This is a genomic window from Streptomyces sp. RP5T (assembly GCF_003933965.1).
GTDB lineage: Bacteria > Actinomycetota > Actinomycetes > Streptomycetales > Streptomycetaceae > Streptomyces.
The window spans coordinates 1-4,250 of the sequence record NZ_RSAJ01000665.1 but is presented as its reverse complement, the minus strand read 5'-3'; the positions used below and the strand labels follow the sequence as shown (position 1 = coordinate 4,250).

Below are 4,250 nucleotides of genomic sequence, written 5' to 3'. Positions count from 1 at the left end.
ACCCCCTACGGCCCCGTCCTCTCCCTCGACGACGTGATCGGCACCAAGGTCCGTGCCCTCGCCGACCGTGGCACCGTCCGCGACCTCATTGATGTTCAGGCGGCTTCCCGCCACCGCTCCACCGCCGACCTCGAATCCCTCGGCCGCCGCCGCGCCCACGACGAGTTCAGTCTCGAAGACCTTCGCGACCGGCTCACCGGCGCCGACTGGTACGAGGATGAGGACTACGCCGCATACGGACTCACGTCCCGGCAGATCGAAGAGCTCAAGGCATGGGCGCTGGAGTGGGCGGAGGACCTGGGAGCGCGGATCCACGACGAGAACGCCTGACGAAGAGCCATCTCCCCCTCAGCGCCACGTGATCACGCGCTGATCGGCGGTGTCGAGAGTTCAGCCCAAGCAGTTCCGCTGCTGGGCGGGGAGGGGTTGGTGCCCCGGCCGCAACGGTCGCCAACGCAGTAGCACCATCGACAGCCCCAGTTGAGTTGGGTACGGGCGGATCTCGGTGCAGCGCACGTGCGTACCCATCAGCCCGCGTGCCCACCAACGCAGTCCTCCTACGACAGCAGAATGCCGCGGTGGCCCAGATTGGCACTTCTCGACAACGAACCGCCCACGTCACCAACGTGTTCGAGACCGCAGCGCTCGCGATTCCTTCGTTCTCTCCGCTCGCTGCGGCTGCCCCACAGCCGCCTCCGCCGCACCGATGGCCTCCCCTCGGCCTCCCCTGCTTACTGAGCCCTGGTCCGAAACCGACACCCATCTACACAAACGTGCAGGTCAACGGCCTACCCATCGTCAGATTCACCGAGCGTGGAGACCTCACAACCTACGCACGGAATGCGTAGGTCAACGGGTGCTCCAAATCGACGTCTCCAAGGTCAAGAAAAAGGAAAAACCGCAGGTCATGTGCTTGACCTGCGGTTCACCATAGAGCCGCCTTCGGGATTCGAACCCGAGACCTACGCATTACGAGTGCGTTGCTCTGGCCATCTGAGCTAAGGCGGCGCGCCGTCCGCACCATGGTGCGATCAGCAACGTCGGTAAGTCTACACAGTTTCCGGGGGTGCTCCGCACCAGCCCTCGGGGCACCTCCGGACGCTCCGGTGACCAGGCTAGGAGCAGCGCTTTCCGGCCGCGGGAGGGGTGCCGCGGAGCAGGTAGGCGTTGATCGCGGAGTCGATGCAGGCACTGCCGCGGCCGTAGGCGGTGTGGCCGTCGCCCTCGTAGGTGAGCAGGCGCGCCGAGGTGAGCTGGGTGGCCAGGCCGCGGGCCCAGCGGTAGGGGGTGGCGGGGTCGCGGGTGGTGCCGACCACGACGATGGGCCGGGCGCCGCGCGCCTCGATGCGGTGCGGTTCACCCGTGGCCCCGACCGGCCAGTACGCGCAGCTGAGTGAGGCCCAGGCGAGGCCCGCGCCGAAGACGGGGGACGCCTTCTCGAACGCCGGGACGGCCCTCTCGACCTGCTCCGGGCGGTCGTAGGCGGGCGGGAGGTCGAGGCAGTTGACCGCCGCGTTGGCGGACATCAGGTTGCTGTAGCGGCCGTCGCCGTCCCGCTCGTAGTAGCTGTCGGCGAGGACCAGGAGACCGGCGCCGTCCCGCTTCTTCATCGCCGACGTCAGCGCCTCGCGCAGCTGCGCCCAGGAGCTCTCGTCGTACATCGCCGCGATCACCCCGGTCGTGGCGAGGGCCTCGCCGAGGGTGCGGCCGTCCGCGTCGCCGGTGGGGATCGGGTGGGCGTCGAGCTTGCGGAAGAAGGCCTTGAGGTTCCGGCCGACCTCCGCGCTCGGGGTGCCCTTCCCGCCGAGCGGGCAGTCCGGCTGCTGCACGCAGTCCTTCGCGAACGACCGGAACGCCGTCTCGAAGCCCGCCGTCTGGTCGAGGTTCACCCGGCGCGCGGGCAGCGAGGGGTCCATCGCGCCGTCCAGCACCAGCCGCCCCGAGCGGCCGGGGAACAGTCCCGCGTACGTCGCCCCGAGGAACGTCCCGTACGACGCCCCCACGTAGTTCAGCCTCGCGTCGCCCAGGGCCGCCCGCACGATGTCCATGTCCCGGGCCGCCTCGACGGTCGACACGTGTCGCAGCAGCTTCGCCGAGCGCGCGCCGCACTTCTCCGCGAACTTCCGGTAGGCGTCGACGAGTCGGGTGACCTCGCGGGCGTCGTCGGGGGTGCTGTCCGTCTGCGTGTACGAGTCCATGTCCCGCCCGTCGAGGCATTTCACGGGCTCGCTGCGGGCGACTCCGCGCGGGTCCACCGCGACCATGTCGTACCGGGCCCGCACCTCGGCCGGGTAGCCGATCCCGGCGTACCCCTGGACGTAGCCGACCGCCGAGCCGCCCGGTCCGCCCGGGTTCACGAACAGCGAGCCGAGACGACTGCCGGGCCCGGTGGCCTTCTTGCGGGTGACGGCGAGCCGGACGTCCCCGCCGGCCGGCCGGTCGTAGTCGAGCGGGGCCCGCAGCGTGGCGCACTGGAAACCGGGGACCCCGCAGTCGCGCCAGCGCGGCTTCTGTCCGTAGTACGACGCGAGGGCGGCCGGTGTCGACCTCGGCAGCGCGCCGAGGGCCACGTCGGCGGTCGAGGTGGCCGAGGTCGTCGAGGCGCCCGCGGAGCAGGCGGAGACGAGCAGGGCGGCGACGGCGAGGAGGACGCCGCCCGTGCGGGCCGTGCGGGCCGGTGCCGCCCCCTGTGCCCGTGCCTGGCGAAGTGGCCGACGGAGGGGGAGCGTGCGGCCGGTGCGGCGGAGATTGCGCCTGGTGTGCATCGGGCGAGCGTAACCCTCCGCGCTGGGCCGCATGCTCTGCGTGAACGATCCGGCCCGTACGAGTGACCCGGTCAAACGCATGATCACCCGTCGGTCACGGACCTCAGCCCGCCCTGAGCGCCATCGTCATGGCCTCCACGGCGAGCAGCGGAGCCACATTGCGGTCGAGGGCCTCGCGGCACGCGCCGATCGCCTCGATCCGGCGGAGCGTGGTCTCCGGGGAGCTGCCGCGGGCCAGCCGCTCCAGGGCGTCCTCGGCGTCCGCGTTGGCGATCGCCACCCGGGAGCCGAGCTGGAGGGCGAGGACGTCCCGGTAGAACGCGGTCAGATCGGTCAGGGCCAGGTCGAGGCTGTCGCGCTGGGTTCGGGTGCGGCGGCGCTTCTGCCGGTCCTCCAGGTCCTTCATCACGCCCGCTGTGCCGCGGGGCATGCGGCCGCCCTGGGAGGCGCCCATCGCCGCCTTCAGCTCCTCGGTCTCCTTGCCGTCCATCTCCTCGGCGAGCTGCTTGGCGTCGTCGGCCGCCGCGTCGACGAGTTCCTGCGCCGCCCTGAGACAGCCGCCGATGTCGTCGATCCGCAGGGGCAGCTTGAGCACGGCGGCACGGCGCTCGCGGGCGGCCGGGTCGGTGGCGAGACGGCGGGCCCGCTCGACATGGCCCTGGGTGGCGCGGGCGGCGGCCATCGCCGCGGCCGGCTCGACGCCCTCGCGGCGCACGAGCATGTCGGCGACGGCCTCCACGGCCGGCGTGCTCAGGTTGAGGTGACGGCAGCGGGAGCGGATCGTCGGCAGGACGTCCTCGATGGACGGCGCGCACAGCAGCCAGACCGTGCGGGAGGCTGGCTCCTCCACGGCCTTGAGGACGGCGTTGGCCGACTTCTCGTTCAGCCGCTCGGCGTCCTCGACGAGGATGATCTGCCAGCGGCCGTTGGCCGGGGAGGTGAAGGACTTCCTGACGGTGTCACGCATGTCGTCGGCGAGGATCTGGGTGCCGACGGCGGCCACGGAGCTGACGTCGGCGTGGGTGCCGATGAGCGCCGTATGGCATCCGTCGCAGAACCCGCAGCCGGGCGCTCCTCCGAGGGCCCGGTCCGGGCTGACGCACTGCAACGCGGCGGCGAAGGCCCTCGCCGCCTGGTTCCGGCCCGCGCCCGGGGGGCCCGTGAACAGCCAGGCGTGCGTCATCTTCGATGCCTCGGGCGGCGGGGCGCCGGTGGCGACGGCGGTGACCAGGGCGTCGGCGTCCCGAGCGGCGGCCGCGAGCTGCTCGCTCACCCTCTCCTGACCGACCAGGTCGTCCCATACGGTCATGGGTCACGCCGCCCTTTCGTTGTGCTCGATGCTCCGGGTCCATTGTGCGGGTGAGCACTGACAACGGGTCGACGGCCGGAATGGGTGCAGCGAAGACACGTCGAGCTGCACCCACCTGTCCGGGGGCGCGGGGAACTGCGCGACCAGCCCCCACGCACCCGCACCCGCACCCGAAA

The 4,250-nt window shown here is 71.6% G+C and carries 3 protein-coding genes and 1 tRNA gene; 1 reads left to right on the top strand and 3 read right to left on the bottom strand.

All coding sequences use genetic code 11. From position 1 onward, the window contains the following. Positions 1 to 330 (top strand): nucleotidyl transferase AbiEii/AbiGii toxin family protein (locus EHS43_RS38740; protein WP_148104210.1); only part of this gene is annotated, 330 nt, incomplete at its 5' end. 604 nt (positions 331 to 934) lie between these two features. On the opposite strand, the gene EHS43_RS38735 is transcribed toward EHS43_RS38740, so the two are convergent. From EHS43_RS38735 to EHS43_RS38725, 3 genes are all read right to left on the bottom strand, one after another. After that, positions 935 to 1,008, bottom strand: a tRNA-Thr gene (locus EHS43_RS38735). Positions 1,009 to 1,115: 107 nt separating this feature from the next. Next, positions 1,116 to 2,765 carry an alpha/beta hydrolase gene (locus EHS43_RS38730; RefSeq protein ID WP_125195268.1) on the bottom strand — a complete coding sequence of 550 codons (1,650 nt, stop codon included), beginning with the start codon at positions 2,763 to 2,765 and terminating at the stop codon, positions 1,116 to 1,118. A gap of 103 nt (positions 2,766 to 2,868) precedes the next feature. Next, positions 2,869 to 4,074: a DNA polymerase III subunit delta' gene (locus EHS43_RS38725; protein WP_125195267.1), complete on the bottom strand. Its 1,206-nt coding sequence runs from the start codon at positions 4,072 to 4,074 to the stop codon at positions 2,869 to 2,871. Positions 4,075 to 4,250 lie beyond the last annotated feature (176 nt).